Here is a 22,365-nt window from a genome sequence, read left to right on the forward strand (position 1 = left end):
CCGGTACTGTCGGGCGGCGTGACCTCCTTGGGACGAACCGCCACGCACACCGACGAGGACCGGCAGAGCACCCCGGCCGCGCAGCCCGGACGCCGATTGCCGCTCGCCGTGCTCGTGTGCCTGGTGTCGTTCACCGCGTTCTGGATCACCCAGCGCCTCGCGGGCGTCACGCTCCTGGACGTGATGGTCTACCGCGCCGAGGGCTGGACGGTGCGCAACGGCGGCGACCTGTACGCGATGACGGCCACGGTCTCCAACCTGCCCACCACGTACCCGCCCTTCGCCGCCCTCCTCTTCACCCCGCTCACGTTGCTCGGCGTCCCCGAGATGCGGACTTTCGCGACGGGCTTCAACCTGCTGCTCGTCCTCGCCCTGGTGTATCTGGCGCTGCGGCTCATCGGGACCGAGGAGCGCCGCGCACGGCTCACGGGCGCGCTGTGGATCTCCGCCGCGCTCGTATGGTGCGAGCCGGTGTGGACGACCCTGCGCTACGGGCAGATCAATCTGCTGCTCGCGGTGTTCGTGCTGTGGGATCTCACCCGCAGGCCCGGCAACCGCTGGGCGGGCGTGGGCATCGGTCTGGCCGCCGCGATCAAGCTGACGCCCGCGCTGTTCGCGGTGCTGCTCGCGCTCGCGGGCGTCGTCACGGCCGTGCGGCGTGTGCGGGCCGGGGAGCCGTGGTGGAACGTGCACCTGCGCCGGGCGGTGACGGCCACCGGCACGTTCCTGGCCATGACGGTGGCCTCGGCGGTCGTGCTGCCGTACGACTCCAAGCGGTTCTGGACGGAGATGGTGTTCTCCGCGAGCCGCCCCGGCCAGGCCGAGGACACCGCGAACCAGTCCCTGCGCGGGGTGTTCGCGCGGCTCCTCGGCACCACCGACCCGGGTCTGTGGTGGGCGGTCGCGGCAGGCGCGGCGGGCCTGTTCGGCCTTGCGGTGGCGGTGCGTTCGCTCCTGAAGGGGCACACGGCGTGGGCGGTCACCGCGTGCGCCGTGACCGCCCTCCTGATCAGTCCGGTGTCCTGGTCGCACCACTGGGTGTGGGCGGTCCCGGTCCTGATGCTCCTGTTCACCGAGGTCCGCCGCACGGGGAGCCGCGCGCTGAAGGCGGGCACGGCGGCGGTGGCCCTGGTCTTCTTCTCGTACTCACTGTGGTGGGTCCCGCACGCGGGCACCAGCAGGACGGTGCGGCCCGAACTCGACCAGAACGTGGGCGAGTTCCTGCTCTCGGCCGGCTATGCGCTGGCCGGTCTCGGCTTCCTGGCGTACGCGGCGCTACGGGTACGCAGCACCCGTGGCGCGAAGGTCGAGCTGCCCGCTCAGGCGGTCGCGAACGAGTAGAAGCGCTTCAGGGTGCAGTGCTCGTCGAGCAGCCGCCCGTAGATCGGCTCGCCCTCGAGTTCACGGTAGGTCTCGATGGGGTCGCCCTTTATGATCAGCGCCCGCGCGCACTCCTCGCACCAGTACTGGTACTCGGGGTTGACCGGTTCCATGTCGCGGACGATGGGCGTACCGCTGCCGCACCAGTCGCACTTTCTCCTGTGTGCCCCCATCGCTCAGCTCCAGCTGTGGCCGCAGGCCGTGCACACGTAGGAGATCCCGCCGTTGTCACCGAGCACCTGGGCGACATGGGCGGAACCGCAGGACGGACAGATCAGAGCGGTCGGGACGAGGGTCCGGCCACCGGGAAGCCGCGCGCAGCCCTGGGTCTCGGCCACGTCGAGGAGGGTGCCGTCCTCCTCGAGGTTGCTCCCAGGCATCGCGCTCCTCCCTCCCGTGGGGACCGCCGTCGTCCCCCCGATCCCGGCCCGCCCGATTCTGCCACGCTCGCCCGGATGGGTCAGCGACGTACGCGTACCAGTCCGGACACGGCGCCCAGAAATGCGGCCCCGGCCAGCGCGAATGCCGTGATGAGAAGGGCGTCGGCGGATTCCTGGGGGCCGCCGAGCGGCCGGCTCAGGAAAACGGTGCCGAACACGGCCACCCCGGAGAGCTGGCCGAGCTGGAGCACGGTGGTGAGCAGTCCGCTGGCGTCCGCCGCGTCCTCGGGCCGCACGGTGGCCAGGGCCCGTGTGAAAGTGGGGCTGTAGGCCAGGGACATGCCCGTACCGCCGAGCGCGAAGGCCACGAGGAGGCCGAGGCCGCCCCCGCCGCCGTCCCGCAGCACGAGCCCGAGCGCGAGCGTGGACAGGGCGGTGAGCACGAACCCGGCCGGAACCAGGGCCTGTTGGAGCCGCGCCGGCCACTTGCGCCAGTTCAGGCCGACCACGCCGAAGAGGATCGCGCCGGGCGCGAAGGTGAGCCCGGTGCGCAGCGCGCTCTGCCCGAGGCCGCCCTGGAGATGCAGCGCGAGCACGAACATCAGGCCCGCGTTCCCGGCCATCACCAGGACGATCCGCAGCACGGCCGACCCCATCCCGGGCACCCGCAGCACCCGCGGCGCGATCAGCGGGGCGCCGCCGCGCCGGGCCAGCCTCCGCTCGTACGCGATGAACAGCGCGAGCAGCACGGCGCTGCCCGCGAGCGACAGCCAGGACCACAGCGGCCAGTCCTGCTCCTGCCCCAGCACGAGCGGCACGGTGAACAGGGAGACGGCGCCGGCGAGCAGCAGGAGCCCGGGCAGGTCGAAGCCGCGGGCGCGCGAGGGTGCGGTGTCGGCGGGCAGCACCCTCGGGCCGAGCACCAACAGGGCAAGTCCCACCGGCACGTTGACCAGGAACACCGGCCGCCAGCCCGCCCCGAACAGATCGGCGCTCACCAGCACTCCGCCGAGCACCTGGCCTGCCGCCGCTCCCCCGGCGAGCACGGCCGCGTACACGCCGAGGGCTCGCGCCCTGGCCTCACCGGCGAAGGTGCGCTGGATCAGGCTGAGCACCTGCGGGATCATCACGGCCGCGCCCGCGCCCTGCGCCAGCCGGAACGCGATCAGCTGGCCGGTGCTCTGCGCGAGGCCGCAGGCCAGCGAGGCGGCGGTGAACAGCGCGAGCCCGGCCAGGTACATCCGCCGGTGCCCGAACCGGTCGCCGAGTCGCGCCCCGGTGATCAGGAGCACCGCGTACGCGACGGTGTAGCCGGCCACCACCAGTTGCAGTCCCGCCCCGCTCGCGCCGAGCTCCGCGCGGATGGTGGTGGCGGCGACATTGACGATGAACACGTCGAGCAGGGCCATGAACTGGGCCGCGAGCACCACCGCGAGCAGCCGCCCCGGGCGCACGGACCGGCGGTTGTCGGCGCCGGCCGCTTTACTGGGATGTGCAGTTGTCGTCGTCATGGCAGCGAGCCTGACGGCGTTGCGGTACGGGTAACGAGAGCCCGCGCATACGGGTACTGACAGCACCTGGCACACCGGGCGGACCGGCTCGACCATGGGGGACGTGACGACTTTGGCGACGGAGTACGAGGCGGGCCGCGCGACAGAAGACCGAACGCGCGGCGCGACGGAGCACAGGGTGGGCCGCAGGCGCCCGGAGCTGGCCGCGTTCCTGCGCAGCCGCCGCGCCCGCGTGACCCCGGCCGACGTCGGCATGCCCGGCGGCCTGCGCCGCCGCACCCCGGGCCTGCGCCGCGAGGAGGTCGCCCAGCTCTCCGGGGTGGGCGTGACCTGGTACACGTGGCTGGAGCAGGGCCGCCCCATCAACGCCTCGGGGCAGGTGCTCGACGCGGTCGCGCGCACGCTGCGCCTGGACCGCTCCGAGCGCGAGCACCTGTACCACCTGGCCGAGGTGCCGCTGCCCGCGGACGCCGCGGACCCGGCGGACGCGCCCGAGGTGAGCGAGGAGCTCCAGGGCATCCTCGACGCCCTGGACCCGCGTCCCGCGGTGATCTACAACGCGCGGTACGACATCCTCGCCACGAACGCCGCGTACCGGGAGCTGTTCTTCATCGAGGAGATCGTGTCCAGCGCGGGCCGGCGCAATGTCCTGTGGACGCTGTGCACGGTCGAGGAGGAGCACTGCCCGCTGGTGTTCCGCGAGGTCGAACTGCCGCGGATGGTCGCCCAGTTGCGCGGCGGGTACGGCCGTCATGTCGGCGAGCCCGCATGGGAGTCCTTCGTCCGCGACCTCTCGGCCGCGAGCGAGACCTTCGCCCGGCTGTGGGCGAGCGGCGACGTGGTCGGCCCGGGCCCGCACGTGAAGACGTTCCGCTACGCCTCGGTGGGCGAGATCCGCATGACCTCGGTGTCCCTGTCCGTCAACGGGATGCCGGACTGCCGCATCGTGGCGTACACCCCGGCGGACGAGCTGAGCACGGGCCGCCTGGCGCAGGTACGGGAGCGGTGCGGCACGCCGCCCGCCTCGCAGACCCCTGCTCCGTAACGCAGAAATCCCGCCCTCTGCTGAGGACGGGATTTCCGTGACGTGGAGCTAAGGAGAATTGAACTCCTGACCTCTTGCATGCCATGCAAGCGCTCTACCAACTGAGCTATAGCCCCTTGCGTTCTTCCCGCTCGGCGGGCGAACAAGAAGAACTTTAGCCTGCCACCCGGCAGAAAGTGAAATCCGGGTCCCAGGGCCTCTGACCTGCGAGGCTCAGGTGTCGTCGCCGAGCACCGGCTCCGGCAGCGTGCCCGCGTTGTGCTCCAGGAGACGCCAGCCGCGCGCGCCCTCGCCGAGCACCGACCAGGCGCAGTTCGACAGGCCGCCGAGGCCCTCCCACAGGTGGGCGTCGAGGCCGAGCAGCCGGCCGATCGTGGTGCGGATCGTGCCGCCGTGGCTGACCACCACGAGGGTGCCGCCGTCGGGCAGCTTGTCCGCGTGCCGGAGCACGACCGGGGCGGCGCGGTCGGCCACCTCGGTCTCCAGCTCGCCGCCGCCGCGGCGGACCGCCTCGCCGCGCTTCCACGCGGTGTATTCCTCGCCGTACTGCGCGAGGATCTCTTCGTGCGTGAGCCCCTGCCAGGCGCCCGCGTACGTCTCGCGCAGGCCCTCCTCGTACGCGACCTCCAGGCCCGTCAGGGCGGCCAGCTCGGCGGCCGTCGCGGAGGCGCGGCTCAGGTCGGAGGCGACGATCGCGTCCGGCTTGAGCGAGGCGAGCAGCCGCGCGGCGCGTGCGGCCTGGGCGACGCCCTCGGGGGTGAGGTCGATGTCCGTGGTGCCCTGGAAGCGGCGCTCCAGGTTCCAGGAGGTCTGGCCGTGCCGCCACAGGATGATCCTGCGGTTGCGGCCGCTCGGCTGGTTGAGCACCGACGTCATCGAAGGTCCCCGGCCGGCTCCTCGGCGGAGGCGTGCTCGGCGCCCTTGCCGCGGGTGGCCTTGGCGTCCTCGGGCAGGTCGAGCTCGGGGCAGTCCTTCCACAGGCGCTCGAGCGCGTAGAAGACCCGCTCCTCGCTGTGCTGGATGTGCACCACGATGTCGACGTAGTCGAGCAGGATCCAGCGGGCGTCGCGGTCGCCTTCGCGGCGTACCGGCTTGGCGCCCAGCTCCTTGCTCAGCTTCTCCTCGATCTCGTCGGAGATCGACTTGACCTGGCGGTCGTTGGGCGCGGAGGCCAGCAGGAAGGCGTCCGTGATCGACAGCACGTCGCTGACGTCGTAGGCGATGATGTCGTGCGCGAGCTTGTCGGCGGCCGCCTGCGCGGCCACATTGATGAGCTCGATGGAACGGTCTGTCGCGGTCACTGCTTGGCTTTCCGTCGGCGGTCAGGGCCCCCGGCCAGTAAGACGTCCGGGCGTGTTGCCCTTCCAGGATCTCACGGACCGCGGGCCTCGCCCCAGGCGATTACCGCAGCACCACGGCAGCACGAGGCTGCACAAGGGGGCGCCACCCCTGGGCGGCGCCCCCTGAGAGCCTTCGGAGCCCTACTCCACCTTGTAGTCGGACCCGAGCACGACCCCGATGTCCGCGTTCCCGGCGACCTTGCCCTTCTTGACCGCGCCCGCCGGCAGGCCCAGCGTCTTGGCGACCTCCGCGGCCTCCGCCTTGCGGGTCTCGTCGGCGTAGGTGACCTGCGAGGAGCCGCCGGCGCCCGCGGTGCCGGGCACGACCGTCCAGCCGCCGTTGACCAGGTCGACCCGCGCGTTCTCGACGGCCTTCTTCTCGCCGGAGAGGTTGATGCGGACCGCCGCGTCCGGGTCCGCGTTCTTGACCGTGCCGCCGAGCAGCTTGGCGACCACGTCGTCAGTGGCCTTCTGGCTGACGGTGCCGTCCTGCTGCACGGGCAGCACGGTGCTGTCGTAGTCGCCGGCCTTCGCGCGCGTGGAGAGGCGTGCGAGGAAGGAGCCGAGGTCCTGGTCGGTGAGCGGCGGCTCGATGATCTGGCCGAGGGTCTGGACGGTGGTGGTGGCGGCCTTGGGGTCGGTGGACAGCTTGCGCAGCACGCCCTGGAGGACCGCGCCGAAGCGGCTCAGCTGCGCCGCCTCGCTCTCGCCGGGCGCGCGGTAGGTGGCGTACGCGACGGCCATCGGGCCGCTGAGCGTCTGGTCCTCGCCCTTGGTGACCAGCGGCGAGGTGCCCTTCTTCTTCGCCTTCGGGTCCGGTACGTCGGCGTTCGTGTCGATGTCGATGTTGCCGACGATGTCGACCAGGTTGTTCAGGAACGGGGTGTCCAGGCGCCAGCTGCCCTCGATGCGGGTGCCGAGCAGCCCGTCCACGGCCTCCCGGGTCCCGCTGGAGCCGTCGTCGTCCACGGACTTGCCGAGCGTGGTGGCCTGGCCGTCCTCGTCGGTGACCGCGAGGGAGTTGGGCAGCAGGACGGTGGCGCCGCGCTCGGTGGTGGTGTTGTCCACGAGCAGCGCGGTCGAGGTGCCCTTGCCGTTGGTGTTGTGCAGATGCACGACGATCACGTCGCGCTTCTGCGGTCCGGTCGCGGCCTGGTCGTCCTCCGACGCGCCGGAGAGGAACGGCAGCTTGCCCTCGTACCAGAGGTAGCCGACCCCGCCGACCAGCACGAGCGCGAGCACGACGAGCAGCGCGACCATACGGTTGCGGCCGCGGCGCTTGGCCTCCTCGCGGCGCTCGGTGCGCGACTCGGTGAACTTCAGCCAGTCGATGACGTCCTCGGACTCCTCATCGGGTTCCTCGATGAAGGAGAACTGCTCCGTGCGGTAGTCCCGCTCGGGCGCGCGCGCCGGCTCCTCGGGGGTGTGCTGCTGGGGCACCCAGGCGGTGGGTTCCTGGACCTGGGTGTAGCGGCCGGTCTCGGTGACGGGCGCGAACTCGCCGGTGTCCGCGGAGACCCGCGGCTGCTGCCCGGTGCCGCCGGCCTGCCCGTACGGGTCGTACGAGGGGGCGGTGTCGTTGCCGTAGGCGGCGGGGTGGTCGTTCCCGTACCCGGTTCCGGTACCGGCGCCGGATCCGTAACTGTCCGCGCCGTACGAGGAGTTGGCGCCGTACGAGCCGTTCGGGTCATACGAGCCGTCGGCCCCGTTCGAGCTGTTCGTCCCGTCCGTCCCGTACTGGCCGCCGTAGGTGTCGTAGCCGTACCCCTGCTGCTGGGGAACGCCGCCGTACGGGTCGTAGCCGCCCTGCGGGCCGTGCTGCGGGGGCGCGACAGGCTGGTAGACCGGCTGGCCGTACTCGTCGTAGCCGACGATCTCGTACTGCTGACCCCCATGCTGCTGGCTCGCATAAGGGTCGTACTGTCGGTCGTTCACCGGGTGCCCCTCTTAGCTCTCAGGCCTCGCCCACGGCTCTCGGCTCATGCGCCGCGGTAGAGCTCGCGCTTGTCGATGTATCGCACCACCCCGTCCGGCACCAGATACCAGACGGGATCCCCCTTGGCGACCCGCTCACGGCAGTCCGTGGAGGAGATGGCCAGAGCGGGGACCTCCACGAGGGAGACGGAGCCATCCGGAAGGCCGGGGTCCGCCAGGGTATGCCCTGGACGTGTCACCCCGATGAAGTGGGCCAGGGAGAAGGTCTCCTCGGCGTTCTGCCAGGTGAGGATCTGGCTCAGCGCGTCGGCGCCGGTGATGAAGAAGAGATCCGTCCCGGGATTGAGCTCCCGCAGATCACGCAGCGTGTCCTTGGTGTAGGTGGGGCCGCCGCGGTCGATGTCGATACGGCTCACGGAGAACTGCGGGTTCTCCGCCGTGGCGATGACCGTCATCAGATAGCGGTCCTCGGCCGGCGAGACGTGCTTGTGGCTCTTCTGCCACGGCTCACCGGTCGGTACGAAGACGACCTCGTCCAGCTGGAACCGCGCGGCCACCTCGCTGGCGGCCACCAGGTGCCCGTGGTGGATCGGGTCGAAGGTGCCGCCCATGACGCCGAGGCGGCGCTTGCCGCTGCCGTGTTCGCCGCGGCGGGCGGGGCCGGTAGGCCTGTCCTGCTCTCCCATGCGAGCAGACCCTACCGGCCCGCGCGAGCGGCCCGTTCCGGTGCGGGGCCGGTCAGCGGTCGCGGTTGAAGCGCGTGGTGATCCAGAGCAGCAGCATCAGCGCGAGGAACGCGCCACCACCGATGACGTAGGCGTTGAGGCTCTCGTGGTTGCCGCCGTGCTCGCCGCCCTCGGACGCGAGGGTGACCAGCTGGGCTGCGGAGGCGGTAAGGCTCATTCTCGACAGGACCTATCCGGGTGGGAACGGGCTGAGACTTCGCGCACATCGTACGGGGGCGCCTCGGCGGCGCTCACGCCGACTCGGGCGTACGGGTGCGGCACCCGTCAGTCGTCGCCCCCGCGCCCGTATCCGCGCAGCAGGAACCAGGCGAGCAGGACCGCGCCTACCAGCGACACAGCGAGGACGATCCGCACGGTGTTGCCGGGCCCCTGGTCGGCGGCCGCGGCCTGCGCGGCGGCGAGGAGGGAGGTCGCGGCTGCTGTGGGCTCCATGCGCGCAATGCTCCTTACGTGGCGGTACGCCGCCCAAGCTATCCCCCGGCCGCGGCGGCCCCGCGCCCGGGTCGGGCGGCGTCCGTGCGCGGGCGCGGAGGAGCGGCCGGGGGCGCGACCGGAGGCGCTTGCCAGGTGCGCGACCGGGTGCGCGAGGGAACCCTGCCCGTAGTCTGGGCGTTCGTAAGGGGGGCGAGAGAACTCGCAACGTGCGCACCGCGCGCGGAACTTATGGGGGCCGCGAATGCCTGAGAGCACCGACAACGGACATCACGAGAACCACGAGAACCTGCCGGGGCGCAACCGCCGGCGCTTCCCCGGGATCTCGTCCCGGACGTACGAGCACCCGGCGGACCGCTCGGCCCTGGTGGCCCTGCGCAAGCTGAGCGGCTTCGACACCGTCTTCAAGGCGCTGAGCGCCCTGCTTCCCGAGCGCAGCCTCAGGCTGCTGTTCCTGTCGGACTCGGTGCGCGTGAGCGACGCGCAGTTCGCGCATCTCAATGTCATGCTGCGCGACGCCTGTTACATCCTGGACCTGGAGAAGGTCCCGCCGATGTACGTCACGCAGAACCCGGTGCCGAATGCGATGTGCATCGGTCTCGACGAGCCGATCATCGTGGTCACCACGGGCCTGGTGGAGCTCCTCGACGAGGAGGAGATGCGCGCGGTCGTCGGCCACGAGGTGGGTCACGCCCTGTCGGGCCACGCGGTGTACCGCACGATCCTGCTGTTCCTGACGAACCTCGCCCTGAAGGTCGCCTGGATCCCGCTCGGCAATGTCGCGATCATGGCGATCGTGACCGCGCTGCGCGAGTGGTTCCGCAAGTCGGAGCTGTCCGCGGACCGCGCGGGCCTGCTCGTCGGCCAGGACCTCAGGGCGTCGATGCGCGGCCTGATGAAGATCGCGGGCGGCAACCATCTGCACGAGATGAACGTGGACGCGTTCCTCGAGCAGGCCGAGGAGTACGAGGCGGGCGGCGACCTGCGCGACTCGGTCCTGAAGATCATGAACGTGCTGCCGCGTACGCACCCCTTCACCACGGTGCGCGCCGCCGAGCTGAAGAAGTGGGCCGAGTCCCGCGACTACCAGCGGATCATGGACGGCCACTACCCGCGGCGCGACGAGGACAAGGACACCTCGGTCTCGGACTCCTTCCGCCAGTCGGCTTCGTCGTACGCGAGCGATGTGCGCAACTCCAAGGACCCGCTGATGAAGCTGGTCTCGGACATCGCGGGGGGCGCGGGCGACCTGGGCGGCCGGGTGCGCAGGGGCTTCGGCGGGTTCGGCGGCTCACGGCCCGCCGACGACGCGGACCGCAGGGACGACGACGGAGGCTCCGAGGGCGGCAAGTAGCGCTCAGCCGCGCGGCGGAGTGGGCTGTGCGGAGGCGGCGAGCGCTCCGCACAGCGCCGTCGGCCCGGTGGTCGCATACGGGTCGGTGCCCGCGGGCCCGCCCGACTTCGCGGTCTGCCCGGCGAGCAGCGGGCGCAGCCGGTCGGTGGTGTCGGCGCCGCAGGACAGCGGTCCCGCCTGGGTGTGGGAGAGGGTCAACTCGGCCTGGCCGACCCGCAGATCGTCCCGGTCGAAGCGGAAGTGCAGCTCGCGCCGGACGGTGAACAGGGAGGCGCGCGCGTCCTGGCCCGCGACCGGACGCAGCGCGTAGACGAAGGTGTGCTGCGAGGTCACCTCGAGGGTGTCGGCGCCGGTCTCGGAGGCCTTGAGCGTCCCCCGTACCCGCACCTCGTCGCCCGCGAGCGTGACCTTGGCCGGATCGAAGCGCACCATCCAGCCGCTGGGGGCGTGCCGCCCGTCGGCGGCGGGCCGGTCCATGCCCGCGTCGAACTGCGCGGCCTGCTCCGGGTCGAGCAGCCGGCGCACCGGCCGTATCTCGTCACCGGTCAGGACCGCCGGGTCGAGCGAGGAGGCCACCAGATAGTTCCGCGCGACGTCGAGCGCCGCCCTGACCTGGTCGGCGGTGAAGTGGGCGGTGCGGTACACAGGCGGGAAGGGCATCCCGGCGGCGCCCGACTCGAACTCGGCGGCCGGGCTGTGCTCGAAGAGCGTCTCGGCGTCCTGCGCGCCGGGCACCGGCCCCTGGGGGGCCAGCGGGATCACCGTCATGCGGAGCGGTTCGGCAGGCCGGGCGTCCTGGGTGTCGGCGGGCTGCCGTACGCCCATGTAGATCGCGACGGCGAAGGCGAGGGCGATGAGCACCAGCATCAGGAGCGCCTGCAGGGACAGGCGCCGGTGCGCAGCGGAATGCTGCGCCACCCGCCTGCGCACCGCGGGTGCGTGGTCCGTGATCCGCTCCTGCGCGGAGAACTCCTCCAGGCGCGCGGCACGGACGAACGACTCGTCGAAGACTACGGAACGGAACTCTTCCTCGCTCCCACCGGGAAGGCCTTCTGGTGCGCCGTCAGGTGGGTCTGCAGACCCGGCCATACCTTCAGAGTAGGTTTCCGGAGCCTCAGGTAAACGCCCTGGTACGGGTCAACTTTTCGAAGGCGTAAGGGGGTTGACTCCGAAAGGACGCTCAGGGGGTGCGCGGTTCGGCGGAGACGGCCGGCGGTGAGTAGTCGGCGGAGGCGGAGGGTCCCTGGCCCAGCTCGCCGGTCTGGTCCACGCCCGTGGTCGCGGGCGGCGGTGTGCGGTCCTGCCGGCCGGGCGAGGAGGCGCCCCGGTAGACGGCACTGAAGGCGAGGGCCACCATGCCGATGCCCATCAGGAGCGCGAGCAGCCAGGCCACGGGCCGGTGCCAGCGCGCTTGGCTCCGGCGGGCGAGGCGGTCCTCGCACACGTCCGGCTCGTGGCCGTCGTCGTGGGATTCGTCGTGGTGGTACGCGGCCTCGTCGCCGTAGTGCCCGAGGCGGCCGCGGCCCTCGTACCCGTCGTAGAACTCGTCCCCGTCGTCCTCGGCGGCGGCCGGCCTGCCCCGCGCGCGGTGCGCCTCGGCCTCGGCGCGCGCCTGGGCCGCGGCCAGCAGCCGCTCCACCGCGGTCGGTTCGTGGACCGGCGCGCCGCGCACGAAGTCCTCGTCGAAGACCACGGAGGCGAACTCCTCGTCCGCACCCCCGTGGTCGCGGTCGTCGTCGGGCTCCCAGCCGTCCGGAAACGGCATGCCCCCCACGTCCTCCGGCACGGATCCAGAGTAGACCTGGGGGGTCAATTTGGGCAGACGGTAAGGAAATTCAGCCGCCGCCGCATACGGAGGCCTCAGCCCCGCGTGTGCCCGTCGCCCGTCACGATGTACTTGGTGGACGTGAGCTCCGGCAGCCCCATGGGACCGCGGGCGTGCAACTTCTGCGTGGAGATGCCGATTTCGGCGCCGAAGCCGAACTGGCCGCCGTCGGTGAACCGCGTCGAGGCGTTCACCGCGACTGTGGTGGAGTCCACCAGCTGCGTGAAGCGGCGGGCGGCCTGCTGCGAGGTGGTGACGATGGCCTCGGTGTGCCCGGAGGTCCACAGCCGGATGTGCTCCACGGCCTTGTCGAGGGAGTCGACCACGGCGGCGGCGATGTCGTACGAGAGGTACTCGGTCTCCCAGTCCTCGGCCGTCGCGGGCACCACGGTGGCCTTGGACCCCTCGGCGTAGGCGGCGATCCGCTCGTCGGCGTGCACGGTGACACCGGCCTCGGCGAGGGCGTCGAGGGCGCGCGGCACGAAGGCGTCGGCGATGTCCTGGTGTACGAGAAGGGTCTCGGCGGCGTTGCACACGCTGACGCGCTGCGCCTTGGAGTTGACGAGGATCTCGACGGCCATGTCGAGGTCGGCCTCGGCGTCCACGTACACATGGCAGTTGCCGGTGCCGGTCTCGATGACGGGGACGGTGGACTGCTCGACCACGGTCTTGATCAGCGAGGCGCCGCCGCGCGGGATGAGCACGTCCACGAGGCCACGCGCCCGCATCAACTCACTCACGGAGTCCCGGGATTCACCCGGCACGAGCTGCACGGCGTCGGCCGGCAGGCCCGCTCCCCCGACGGCGTCGCGCAGCACCCGCACGAGCGCGGTGTTGGAGGCGTACGCGGAGGACGAGCCGCGCAGCAGGACCGCGTTGCCGGACTTGAGGCACAGGGCGGCCGCGTCCACGGTCACGTTGGGGCGGGCCTCGTAGATGATGCCGACGACGCCGAGCGGGACGCGGACCTGGCGCAGGTCGATCCCGTTGGGCAGCGTGGAGCCGCGCACGACCTCGCCGACCGGGTCGGGCAGGGACACGACGTCGCGCACGTCGGAGGCGATGGCCCGCACGCGCTCGGGGGTCAGCGTGAGCCGGTCGATGATCGCCTCGCTGGTGCCGGCCGCGCGGGCCTTGGCGATGTCCTCGGCGTTGGCCTCGACGATCTCCTTCGTACGGACTTCGAGGGCGTCCGCGATGGCGAGCAGCGCGTCGTCCTTCACGGCACGCGGCAGCGGCGCGATCTCGGCGGCCGCGGCGCGGGCGCGGTAGGCGGCCTGGACGACCGGCGAGAGGTTGTCGAACGGGGCGGAGAGCGGCGAGGTCATGTTCGCAGGGTAATGCGCAGGGCTGCGTCATCCTGCGTGTATTCCGTACTGCGAGACGTGACCGGTTTTGCACCGCCCACGGACCGCAACCATCAATTGCGCAACCACCGCGGCGCGCAACCAGGTCCGCGAGAGCGGCGCCGGTTTAGGCGCACTAGAAGGGATGCACGCCGACGGGGGTGGCCGGCGGCGGACCGTATCCCTCCGCGATCCGCTGGTGGTACGTGTCGCGGTCGATGACCTCCAGGCCGACGATCTCCCAGGGCGGGAGCTGGGCGGTCTGGCGGTGCTCGCCCCACAGGCGCAGCGCGACGGCGGCGGCGTCGTGCAGGTCGCGGGCTTCTTCCCAGTAGCGGATCTCCGCGTGGTCCGCCGCATAGCGGCTGGTCAGGAGAAAGGGGTGGTCGTGGGCCAGCTGCTCCAGTGCGCGCCGGATGTCGGCGAGGGGGGCCTCGGGTCCCGAGACGCTCAGCGTGACGTGCCAGAGGCGTGGCTGGTCCTCGGCCTCCTCATAGGCATCTCCCGCCACGACACTGGTCAGTGCCACTCGTCTCACCGGACGGCCTCCTGTCAGTGTCCGTGGTGCGAACCGCCGGCGGTCCGTGGTGCGAACCGCTAGCAACAAAGTTGACCAGGCAAAGTGGTGCCGCGTGACGGTTTTCGGGAAGGTCCCTCGCGCAGGGCATCCGAATTCGGCCGGTTCGAGTCGCCATTCGAAGGGGCGGCGCGGGGGCGGCGGCCGCCGCTTCAGGCGTGCAGCAGCACCAGATCGTCGCGGTGCACGACCTCGCGCTCGTACGCAGGGCCGAGCTCCTTGGCCAGCTCGCGGGTCGAGCGGCCGAGCAGCTGCGGGATCTCCTTGGCGTCGAAGTTCACCAGGCCGCGGGCGACCGCGCGCCCCTCGGTGTCCTTGAGCTCCACCGGGTCCCCGGCCGAGAACTCGCCCTCCACGTCCTTGATCCCGGCGGGCAGCAGGGACTTGCGGCCCTCGACCACCGCGCGCACCGCGCCGTCGTCCAGGACCAGCGAGCCCTGCGGGGTGGAGGCGTGCTGGAGCCAGAGCAGCCGGTCGGCGCTGCGCCGCCCGGTGCGGTGGAAGAGGGTGCCGGTGTCGCGTCCGGCCAGCGCGTCCGCGGCGTGCACCGCCGAGGTGAGGACCACGGGGATGCCGGCCGCCGCGGCGATCCGGGCGGCCTCGACCTTGGTGACCATGCCGCCGGTGCCGACCCCGGCCTTGCCGGCGCTGCCGATCTGTACGTGAGCGATGTCCTCGGGTCCGCGCACCTCGGCGATCCGCGAGGTGCCGGGCTTGCTCGGGTCGCCGTCGTACAGGCCGTCCACGTCCGACAGGAGCACGAGCAGGTCGGCGCGTACGAGATGGGCGACCAGGGACGCGAGCCGGTCGTTGTCACCGAAGCGGATCTCGTCGGTGGCCACGGTGTCGTTCTCGTTCACGATCGGCAGCGCGCCCATCGTGAGCAGCTGGTCGAGGGTGCGCGAGGCGTTGCGGTGGTGGGCGCGGCGGGCCATGTCGTCGCTGGTGAGCAGCACCTGCCCGGCGCGTACGCCGTACCGCGCGAAGGACGCCGTGTAGCGGGCCATGAGCAGGCCCTGGCCGACGCTGGCCGCGGCCTGCTGGCGGGCGAGGTCGCGCGGGCGGCGGCGCAGCCCCAGCGGGGCGAGGCCCGCGGCGATGGCGCCGGAGGAGACCAGGACGATCTCCTTCTCGCCTCCGCTGCGCACCTTGGCGAGCACGTCCACGAGGGCGTCGACACGGTCGGCGTCCAGTCCGCCGGAGGCCGTGGTCAGCGACGAGGAGCCGACTTTGACCACGATCCGGTGCGCCTGTGCCACCAGCTTCCTTGTGCCTGCTGCTCCCACTGCCGCCGACCCCATCGCCCTAGATCCACTCGCCTTGCTCTGTTCGCAATCTACGCGAGGGGCGCGCACGGGAGCCGGGGATTTCGCTGGGTGGACACCGGGGTGGATACCGGGGCGGCAGCCGGATGGTCACCGGTGCGGGCGGATGTCCGACCACCGGTGCGGGCGGATGTCCGGCCACCGGTGCGGACGGCGCCGTGGCCCCGGTCACAGCGGGTGACCGAAGCGGAAGTGGCCCGTGTCACGGGTGAGAACCCTTGAGGTGACTCAGGCCACTCACCAGGGGCGTCACACCCCGCCTTCTCACATAACGTTCACGAATGTGTCATGAACAACAGAAGGCCATTCCATAGCGTGAAGTCGAAAGTCCTTTGGTAACAAGGACCTCTGGCCCCACGTTAACCAGCTGGCCCGATCCGTACCGGTACCCCCACTTCCACCGGAACGGCCCTTCGAGCCGCTCTGGAGTTTTCCTTGCGTTCACTTGCCCCCCTCACCAGGCCAGTTGTGAAGCTGGCCGCGCTCGCCGTCATCGCGGTGTCCCTCGCCGCACAGGTGATAGGAGCGCTCCTCCCCGACGTCCCCCTGCTCATCTGCTCGACCGCCGCCGGCCTCGCCGCCGAGGGCGTGCTCCACAAGTGGCAGAAGGGTGTGCTCAATGCAGTCGCAAAGACGCGCGCGGATGTCACCGTCAGGCAGCTCCTCCGGGACTTCGTGTTGGTCATCGCGCTGCTGAGCCTCGCGAACCAGCGGCAGGAGAGCGCGTATGTGTCGCTCGTCTACGGGCTGCTCATCTTCTACGGGCTGCACTTCGCCGGTCACGCGGCCGCGATCTTCGTCCGGCGCACCCGCACGCTGCCCGTCCTCACGCGCAACATCGACGCCTCCGCCCTGCGGCTCAGCAGCGCCCCGCCCGCTCTCCTGACCCGTCACCCCGGCACGCGACTGCTGCTGTTCCAGCTGCCCGCCACGGCCGGTCTGCTCCTGACCGCGGCCACGGAGTCTCCGCGGTTCGCCGCCTGGGGCATCGGGGTGTCGGTGGGCCTTGCCGCGCTCGCCCTCGCCGGGCTGCTCGTCCGGCTCCCGAAGAGCCGCAGGCCGGCCTCCGACCAGGAGGTCCTCGACTGGTTCGAGGCCTGGCTGGCCGAGTACCGGCCCACCTTCGGCATGTACTTCTCGGGCGGCACGACCTCCGCGTACCAGGCGAACATGTGGCTCGAGCCGCTGGCCGCCATCGAGGGCCGGCCGCTGATCGTGCTGCGCGAGCGGTTCATGCTGCAGAAGATCGGGGCCACCGACATCCCCATCGTGTGCATCCCGAAGGTCGCCGACCTGATGCGCCTGGAGCACTCCACGCTCAAGGTCCTGCTCCACCCGGCGAACTCCGGCAAGACCTCCCAGGTCCTGCGCATCCCCACGATCAAGCACGCCTTCATCAACCACGGCGAGAGCGACAAGCTCTCCTCGTGCAACCCGTACGCCAAGGCGTACGACGAGGTGTGGGTCGCGGGACCGGCCGCCCGTGAGCGCTATGCGCTGGCGGACGTGGGCGTCGAGGACCGCGACATCGTCGAGGTCGGACGCCCGCAGCTGGACGCCATCCGCCCCTACGCGGGTCCGCCCGCCGGCCTCACCACGGTGCTGTACGCACCCACGTGGGAGGGCTGGGACGGCAATCCCGGCAACACCTCGGTCATCCTGGCCGGCGAGAACATCGTCCGCGAGCTCCTGGCCGACCCCGGGGTCCGCCTGCTGTACAAGCCGCACCCCATGACGGGTTCGGTGGATCCGCGGGCGGGCGCGGCCAACGAGCGCATCCAGCAGATGATCCGCGCGGCCAACCGTGCCGTCGAGCGGCCGCAGACGGCCGGCTCGGCCGAACTCGCGCCGCTGACACAGAAGTTGACGGAGCTCACCTCGGAGACCTTCAGCTCCGGCGCCGACCCCGTGGAGCGCATGCTCCGCCAGGGCGAGCCCGAGCCGGGGCGCGCCGCGGCCGTCGCGGCGGCGGAGCAGGAGTGGCACGCCGCGTACTGGCGGTCCCTGCCCGCCGCTGAGCACCAGATCATCACGGGCACCCGGCCGTCGCTGTACTCCTGCTTCGACGAGGCGGACGTCCTGATCAGCGATGTGTCGAGTGTGGTCTCCGACTTCCTCGCCAGCGGGAAGCCCTACGCCGTGGCCAACACCTCGGACATGTCGGAGGAGGCGTTCCGCGCCTCGCTGCCCACGGTCCGCGCGGCCACGATCCTCTCCCCGGACGCGGCGGGCGTACCGGCGCTCCTGGCCGCCGTGCGCAACCCGGAGCTGGACGAACTCGCCGAAGCGCGGGCCGACTTGAAGGCCCATCTGCTCGGCCCGTCCACACCGCCGTCCTCGGTCCGCTTCAACGAGGCGGCCCAGGCCCTGTGCGCCACCGCGGACAAGCAGCGGGCCCGCAGGGAGGCGCGGCTGCTCAGCGAGATCCCGGGGCAGCGCACTCCGGCCGCGCCGGCGGGCACCGCGGACGCCGGGGACGTGCTGACCGCTCCCGAGCCCGCGGTCTCCGGAGCGGACCGAGCCTGACCTTCTCACCATGACGGCGCGGCACCCCACGGGTGCCGCGCCGTCGCGCGTCGCGGCCCGGAATCCGCGCGGGCGCCTCGAAATTCTCATCCGCCTCTTACACCCCCACCATCCCGCTCATACAATCTGCCCACACTCCACCCAAGATCCAAGAACCTTGGGTCCGGGGTGGAACGATCTGATATGGGGGGGCATTGCCCACAAAAGAAAAAGTTCAGGAGAGATCTCTGCGGCGAAATCGCAGGATCATCGGCTGCACGGCCCTCGCCGTGGCGGCCGGAATGGTGCTGAGCACCGCGGCGCAGGCCGACGAGCGCCGACCGGGTACCGCGGCCGAGCTGCCCGCACCCGCCTACGAGGCGCCTGCGGTGAAGGCGCCCCAGAAGAAGAGCCCGAACCGGCTCCGGGCCGCGGCCGCGCCCGTCACGCCTCGTGCGGATCTGGACGGCGACGGTTTCAGCGAGATCGTCCACCGCGCCTGGGACGACAGGACCTACACGCTCAATCCCACGACGGGCGAACTGCTGCCCTACACCGTGGGCGGCTCCGGCCTGGCCAAGGACATCCTCGCGCCGGGCGACCTCGACGGTACGGCCGACGTCGAGTTCTTGACGCTGTCGCAGACCGGAACGCTCTCCCTGTTCCGGCACAACGACGCGTCAGGCACCACCACGTCGCCCGCGTGGTCGGGCAAGGGCTGGCAGATCTACAACAAGGTCTTCGCCCCCGCTGACGTCACCGGGGACGGCAAACCCGACCTGCTCGCGCGGACACCGGCCGGCGACCTCTATGTGTACGCGGGCACGGGCAACGCCTCGAGCCCGTTCGCGTCCCGGGTGCGCGTGGGCGGCGGCTGGCAGGCCTACGACCAGCTGGTCGGCGTGGGCGACATGGACGGCGACGGCCTCGGCGACATCGTCGCCCGCGACTGGGGCGGAAGCCTCTACTTCTACGGCGGCGCCGGTTCGACCTCGGCCCCGCTCGATGCGCCCGTGCGCATCGGTGGCGGCTGGAACACGTACAACCAGCTCGCCGCCGTGGACGACGGGGACGGTGACGGCCTCGCCGACATCATCGCCCGCACCCACGCGGGCCAGATGTACTTCTACTCCAGCAACGGCGCGGGCGGTTTCCACGCCCGCACCGAACCCAACGACGGCTGGCACCCGATCACGCTGTTCGTGGGCGGCGGCGCCCTTCCGCACGTGGGCAAGAGCGAGCTGTTCGGCCTCGACACCAAGGGGACCCTGTACGGGTATGCCGTAGAGAACAACGGGAAGCTCGGCACTCGCGGGCAGGTCAGCGACACCGGCGGCTGGGCGGGTGTCAGCCCCGCGAACATCGCCCTGGCCTCATCACTCGACGCCGACGGGCACGGTGACTGGCTGGAGGTGTACGCCGGCAAGCTCTACCGCCACGGCGCGGTGCTTTCGTCGTCGTTCAGCGGCCACGACCTGTTCCTCGGCCCCGGCGACCTGAGCGGCGACGGCAAGGGGGACCTGCTGGCCCGAAGCAAGACCGGCTACCTGTACCTGTACCGGGGCAACGGACTGGGCACCTCGCTCGCCTCGCGCATCACCATCGGCGGCGGCTGGAACGCCTACGACAGGATCGTCGGCGGGGACTTCTCCGGTGACGGGATCGCCGACATCGTTGCGCGCACCCCTGCGGGAGCGCTCTACCTCTACAAGGGCACGGGGAACAGCGCGAAGGCCTTCGGGTCCCGGATCCAGGTGGGCAAGGGCTGGCAGCAGTTCACCAAGCTGGCCTCGCCCGGCGACATCGACGGCGACGGCCGCTCCGACCTGATCGCCACCAATTCCGCGGGCGAGGCATTCCGCTACTCGTCCTACGACTACGGCAAGTTCAAGCCCATGGTGAAGCTGGGCAACGGCTGGAACACATACCGCGGTCTGTACTGAGACCGCCGAGGACCGGGGAGCGACCGTGTGGGCGGGCGCTCCCCGGCTCCGCTGCCCCGCCCTCCTGTCGACAGGAACGACGGATTCGTCACATGACCGTCACAGATTCCAGGCACCGCTCCACACCAGCCGCACGGTCGCACGGCGCTTCGCGCCCCGGTGGCCCAACGGGCCGCAGAAAGGGTGAACAGCCTGGGAAACACGCCCGTCGCGGCCGACGACCTGCCCGACCCCACCACGCTCCGCCCGGGAACCCACCGACCTTTACATGGGGCATACGCGACATAACTCAACTTTATCCACATTTACCTAAAAGGGGATTTACCCTGCCTTTTCCTTGTCGTTGGGTGACGATCCAGCAAACTCCACCCCTCAAACGCATGTCCATAGTCCTTTAAGCTGTTCTGACGCCAGGACGCCTTACTGCTTCGTCAGCCGAATAGCGCGCCTGGGCCACGAACCCGGCCGGTTGATGGATTGGTGAAGGATGCCGCGTCTGACCCTTGTCGTCCCTGCGTACAACGTGCAGAGCTACCTCCGGGAGTGCCTGGACTCCGTCCTGGATCAGGACTTCACCGACTTCGAAGTGATCGCGGTCGACGACTGCTCCCCCGACGACTCGGGGTCGATCATGGACGAGTACGCGGCCCGCGACTCCCGCGTCCAGGCCCTGCACCTGCGGGAGAACGTCGGCCTCGGACGCGCTCGCAATGCCGGACTCGCCCAGGCCACGGGCGATTACGTACTGTTTCTCGACAGCGACGACACCCTCACGCCCGGCGCCCTCAGCGCGATCGCGTCCCGCCTCGCCGAGAGCGGCGACCCGGACATTCTCATCTACGACTACGCGCGCACGTATTGGAACGGCCGCGTCCTGCGCAATACCCGCAGCGAGCTCCTGAAGCAGACGGGGGCCGCCGCATTCCCGCTCACCGACCGCCCGGAATTGCTCGACCTGCTGCAGATCGTCTGGAACAAGGCATATCGCCGTGATTTCCTCACCGAGCATGGCTTTCAATTCCCGCCCGGCTATTACGAGGACGCCCCTTGGACGTTCTCTTCGCTCATCACCGCCGAGCGCATATCCGTCCTCGACCGCATATGCGTCCATTACCGGCAGCGCCGTGAGGGCGGCAACATCCTGCGCACGGTCAGCAGGAAGCATTTCGACATCTTCGACCAGTACGAGCGCGTCTTCGGTTATCTCGACGCACACCCCGAGCTCGACCACTGGCGGCCGCGGCTCTACCGCAAGATGCTCGACCACTACCTGACCATCCTCGAGAAGCCCGGGCGGCTGCCTCGCGACGCCGGCGCGGAATTCGCCCAGCGCGCCGCCGAGGACCTGCGCAACCGCCGTCCCGCCGGCTTCACGCGCCCCTCGGGCACACGGGGTTACAAGTACGCGCTGCTCGCCCGCGGTTCCTACCCCGCGCTCGCCGGCATCAAGAAGATCGCCCGGGCGCGGAACACGGCGGTGGTGCAGGGCCGCAAGCGCGTCACCCAGGCCAAGCGCACCGCGATGGGCGTGTTCTACCAGTCGCAGCTGCGGCTCCCGCTGGACGAGAACCTGGCGCTGTTCTCCGCGTACTGGAGCCGCGGATACGCCTGCAACCCCGCCGCGATCGACGCTGAACTGGCCGTGCGCGCCCCGCACATCCGCCGGGTGTGGGCGGTCAAGGCCGACGAGGTCTCCCGCGTCCCCAAGGGCGTCGAGGTGGTCCGGGTCGGCTCACGGGAGTACTGGACGGCGCTGGCCCGGGCCAAGTACCTGGTCAACAACGTCAACTTCGCCGACACCCTGGTCAAGCGCGAAGGCCAGATCCATCTGCAGACGCACCACGGCACGCCCCTCAAGAGCATGGGCCTCGACCAGCGCAAGTACCCGGCTTCCACCAACATGGACTTCGAGGCCCTGCTCGAGCGCTGCGACCGGTGGGACTTCAGCCTGTCCTCGAACCGGTTCTCGACGACCATCTGGGAGCGGGTCTACCCCTGCTCGTACGAGTCGCTCGAGACCGGCTACCCGCGCAACGACGTCCTGATCAACTCTGATGCAGCCGCGGTCGTGTCGGCCCGGCAGCAGCTCGGGCTCGACGACGGCACCACGGCCTTCCTCTACATGCCCACGCACAGGGAGTACGAGGTCGACTTCGCACCGCGCCTCGACCTCGCCGCGCTCGCGGACGAGCTGGGCCCCGGCACCACGCTCCTGGTGCGCGGGCACTACTTCTACAAGCCGTCCTCGCGTCTGTCCGAGCTGCAGGCCGCCGGCCGCGTCGTCGACGTGTCCGCGCACCCCGAGGTGGAGCAGCTGTACCTCGCCGCGGACTGCCTCATCACGGACTACTCGTCGGCCATGTTCGATTACGCGAACCTCGACCGGCCCATCGTGATCTACGCCGACGACTGGGAGACGTACTCCGCGGTGCGCGGCACGTACTTCGACCTGCTGGAGGAGCCGCCCGGTGCGGTGGCCACCTCGCAGCAGGAACTGACCACGCTGCTGAACTCCGACGAGTGGCGCAGCCCTCGCTCGGACAAGCTGCGCGCCGAGTTCCGCCGGCGCTTCTGCGAGTTCGATGACGGCCGGGCCGCCGAGCGCGTGGTCCGCCGGGTGTTCCTCGGCGAGCTCGCCCCTGTTCCGGTGGTGCCTCTCGAGGACCGCACGCCCGCCCCTTCCCCCACCCAGGTGCGACGCCTGGCCACTCAGGTCTGAAG

20 protein-coding genes and 1 tRNA gene are annotated in these 22,365 nt (G+C 70.9%); 6 read left to right on the forward strand and 15 right to left on the reverse strand.

All coding sequences use genetic code 11. The annotated features are described in order from the left end of the window. Window positions 1–18 precede the first annotated feature (18 nt). Window positions 19–1,341 carry a glycosyltransferase 87 family protein gene (locus BLT97_RS22775; protein WP_425442749.1) on the forward strand — a complete coding sequence of 441 codons (1,323 nt, stop codon included), beginning with the start codon at window positions 19–21 and terminating at the stop codon, window positions 1,339–1,341. On the opposite strand, the gene BLT97_RS22780 is transcribed toward BLT97_RS22775, so the two are convergent. From BLT97_RS22780 to BLT97_RS22790, 3 genes are all read right to left on the reverse strand, one after another. After that, complete coding sequence (locus BLT97_RS22780; protein ID WP_023588762.1) at window positions 1,320–1,553, reverse strand: hypothetical protein; 234 nt, start codon at window positions 1,551–1,553, stop codon at window positions 1,320–1,322. The genes BLT97_RS22775 and BLT97_RS22780 overlap by 22 nt on opposite strands. 3 nt (window positions 1,554–1,556) lie before the next feature. Further along, window positions 1,557–1,760: a hypothetical protein gene (locus BLT97_RS22785; protein ID WP_093613075.1), complete on the reverse strand. Its 204-nt coding sequence runs from the start codon at window positions 1,758–1,760 to the stop codon at window positions 1,557–1,559. 80 nt (window positions 1,761–1,840) lie between these two features. Further along, window positions 1,841–3,271 carry an MFS transporter gene (locus tag BLT97_RS22790; protein ID WP_176953861.1) on the reverse strand — a complete coding sequence of 477 codons (1,431 nt, stop codon included), beginning with the start codon at window positions 3,269–3,271 and terminating at the stop codon, window positions 1,841–1,843. Window positions 3,272–3,365: 94 nt separating this feature from the next. Between BLT97_RS22790 and BLT97_RS22795 the strand changes: the two genes are divergently transcribed. Then, window positions 3,366–4,316, forward strand: coding sequence for a helix-turn-helix transcriptional regulator (locus tag BLT97_RS22795; RefSeq protein WP_093613077.1), 951 nt, complete (start codon window positions 3,366–3,368; stop codon window positions 4,314–4,316). Window positions 4,317–4,359: 43 nt separating this feature from the next. Here the strand turns inward: BLT97_RS22795 and BLT97_RS22800 are convergent. The 7 genes from BLT97_RS22800 to BLT97_RS37965 all read right to left on the reverse strand — a co-directional run bounded on the left by BLT97_RS22800 (window position 4,360) and on the right by BLT97_RS37965 (window position 8,769). Beyond that, window positions 4,360–4,432, reverse strand: a tRNA-Ala gene (locus BLT97_RS22800). A 97-nt stretch (window positions 4,433–4,529) separates the two neighbouring features. After that, window positions 4,530–5,192 (reverse strand): histidine phosphatase family protein, encoded by a 663-nt coding sequence (locus BLT97_RS22805; RefSeq protein WP_093613079.1) that lies wholly within the window; start codon window positions 5,190–5,192, stop codon window positions 4,530–4,532. Beyond that, complete coding sequence (gene rsfS / locus BLT97_RS22810) at window positions 5,189–5,617, reverse strand: ribosome silencing factor (protein ID WP_093613081.1); 429 nt, start codon at window positions 5,615–5,617, stop codon at window positions 5,189–5,191. Before rsfS ends, BLT97_RS22805 begins: the two co-directional genes overlap by 4 nt. Window positions 5,618–5,797: 180 nt before the next feature. Beyond that, window positions 5,798–7,591 carry an LCP family protein gene (locus tag BLT97_RS22815; protein ID WP_093613083.1) on the reverse strand — a complete coding sequence of 598 codons (1,794 nt, stop codon included), beginning with the start codon at window positions 7,589–7,591 and terminating at the stop codon, window positions 5,798–5,800. Window positions 7,592–7,635: 44 nt separating this feature from the next. Further along, window positions 7,636–8,277: a nicotinate-nucleotide adenylyltransferase gene (gene nadD / locus BLT97_RS22820; RefSeq protein ID WP_093613085.1), complete on the reverse strand. Its 642-nt coding sequence runs from the start codon at window positions 8,275–8,277 to the stop codon at window positions 7,636–7,638. 52 nt (window positions 8,278–8,329) lie between these two features. Then, window positions 8,330–8,494, reverse strand: coding sequence for a hypothetical protein (locus tag BLT97_RS37960; protein WP_093613087.1), 165 nt, complete (start codon window positions 8,492–8,494; stop codon window positions 8,330–8,332). Window positions 8,495–8,601: 107 nt separating this feature from the next. After that, the gene (locus BLT97_RS37965) at window positions 8,602–8,769 is read right to left on the reverse strand and encodes a hypothetical protein (protein ID WP_176953862.1); all 168 of its coding nucleotides are present in this window, start codon (window positions 8,767–8,769) and stop codon (window positions 8,602–8,604) included. Between the two features lie 244 nt (window positions 8,770–9,013). On the opposite strand from BLT97_RS37965, the gene BLT97_RS22830 reads away from it, so the two are divergent. Continuing rightward, the gene (locus BLT97_RS22830) at window positions 9,014–10,123 is read left to right on the forward strand and encodes a M48 family metallopeptidase (RefSeq protein ID WP_093613089.1); all 1,110 of its coding nucleotides are present in this window, start codon (window positions 9,014–9,016) and stop codon (window positions 10,121–10,123) included. A gap of 3 nt (window positions 10,124–10,126) precedes the next feature. Here the strand turns inward: BLT97_RS22830 and BLT97_RS22835 are convergent, their stop codons facing one another. The 5 genes from BLT97_RS22835 to proB form a co-directional block, all read right to left on the reverse strand. Next, on the reverse strand, window positions 10,127–11,212 hold the full coding sequence (locus tag BLT97_RS22835) for an SCO2583 family membrane protein (protein WP_093613091.1): 1,086 nt from the start codon (window positions 11,210–11,212) through the stop codon (window positions 10,127–10,129). Window positions 11,213–11,303: 91 nt separating this feature from the next. Then, window positions 11,304–11,909, reverse strand: coding sequence for an SCO2584 family spore wall biosynthesis protein (locus BLT97_RS22840; RefSeq protein WP_483883501.1), 606 nt, complete (start codon window positions 11,907–11,909; stop codon window positions 11,304–11,306). 74 nt (window positions 11,910–11,983) lie between these two features. After that, entirely contained in the window at window positions 11,984–13,276 is a 1,293-nt protein-coding gene (locus tag BLT97_RS22845) for a glutamate-5-semialdehyde dehydrogenase (RefSeq protein WP_093613095.1), read from the reverse strand. Between the two features lie 154 nt (window positions 13,277–13,430). Beyond that, window positions 13,431–13,832: a hypothetical protein gene (locus tag BLT97_RS22850; RefSeq protein ID WP_425442750.1), complete on the reverse strand. Its 402-nt coding sequence runs from the start codon at window positions 13,830–13,832 to the stop codon at window positions 13,431–13,433. A gap of 191 nt (window positions 13,833–14,023) precedes the next feature. Further along, window positions 14,024–15,130 carry a glutamate 5-kinase gene (gene proB, locus BLT97_RS22855; RefSeq protein ID WP_093613097.1) on the reverse strand — a complete coding sequence of 369 codons (1,107 nt, stop codon included), beginning with the start codon at window positions 15,128–15,130 and terminating at the stop codon, window positions 14,024–14,026. 501 nt (window positions 15,131–15,631) lie between these two features. Here proB and BLT97_RS22860 point away from each other — a divergent pair. From BLT97_RS22860 to BLT97_RS22870, 3 genes are all read left to right on the forward strand, one after another. Further along, window positions 15,632–17,722, forward strand: coding sequence for a hypothetical protein (locus BLT97_RS22860; protein WP_176953863.1), 2,091 nt, complete (start codon window positions 15,632–15,634; stop codon window positions 17,720–17,722). Window positions 17,723–18,003: 281 nt separating this feature from the next. Beyond that, on the forward strand, window positions 18,004–19,644 hold the full coding sequence (locus BLT97_RS22865) for an FG-GAP repeat domain-containing protein (protein ID WP_093613099.1): 1,641 nt from the start codon (window positions 18,004–18,006) through the stop codon (window positions 19,642–19,644). Between the two features lie 487 nt (window positions 19,645–20,131). Further along, on the forward strand, window positions 20,132–22,363 hold the full coding sequence (locus BLT97_RS22870) for a bifunctional glycosyltransferase/CDP-glycerol:glycerophosphate glycerophosphotransferase (RefSeq protein ID WP_093613101.1): 2,232 nt from the start codon (window positions 20,132–20,134) through the stop codon (window positions 22,361–22,363). Window positions 22,364–22,365: the final 2 nt, after the last annotated feature.

It is taken from the genome of Streptomyces indicus (assembly GCF_900100315.1).
Taxonomy (GTDB): Bacteria; Actinomycetota; Actinomycetes; order Streptomycetales; family Streptomycetaceae; genus Streptomyces; species Streptomyces indicus.